This is a genomic window from Ensifer sp. ZNC0028 (genome assembly GCF_000799055.1).
Taxonomy (GTDB): Bacteria; Pseudomonadota; Alphaproteobacteria; order Rhizobiales; family Rhizobiaceae; genus Ensifer.
Genome location: NZ_JTLA01000181.1, coordinates 1 through 569, shown reverse-complemented (window position 1 = coordinate 569; position 569 = coordinate 1). Strand labels below are relative to the sequence as shown.

Here is a 569-nt window from a genome sequence, read left to right as displayed (position 1 = left end):
CCGGGCCGAGGTCAGCCGAAAGCAGAGCGCGGATCGCGCCTTCTTCGAACTCGGAGTCGTAACCGCCGAGCAGGTCGAAGGAAACGCCGCCGAGCGAAGCCGATACGATACCGGAAACGCCGATGCCGTTCTTCTTGGTGGTTTCGGTGCCTTCGAGTTCGTCGATCGAGATACCGGCCTGGAACGAACCGCCGTCATAGAGGTAAGCGATCGAGTTGAACTCGGTGTTGTTGCCCAGCGAGTCGGTTTCGCCGTTCAGGCCCTTATCCCACCAGTTGTAGAAGAAGCCGGCCTTGAGGCCACCCAGCTGGATGTAGGCTTCATCGACGTCGATCAGGCTGTCGCCTTCGTCGGAGTCGTTATCGGCGTTGAATTCAGCAGCGAAGAAACCGGTGAGCGTGCCGTACTCGGTGTCGCTCTTGGCATCGAACGAGATGTAAGCGCGCGAGAAGGCATCCCAGTCAGACGTGCCGCGGTTGCCCCAGCCCTGCTTGTTGTTTACGGCGTCACGGCCGTAGTCAACCTGGAAGCGGATGAAGCCGCCGATCTTGAGGCAGGTTTCGGTGCCC

1 protein-coding gene is annotated in these 569 nt (G+C 60.3%); it reads right to left on the bottom strand.

Annotated features, from left to right (window positions below; translation table 11 throughout):
* Positions 1 to 569 (bottom strand): porin (locus tag L981_RS31845; protein WP_043626381.1); only part of this gene is annotated, 569 nt, incomplete at both ends.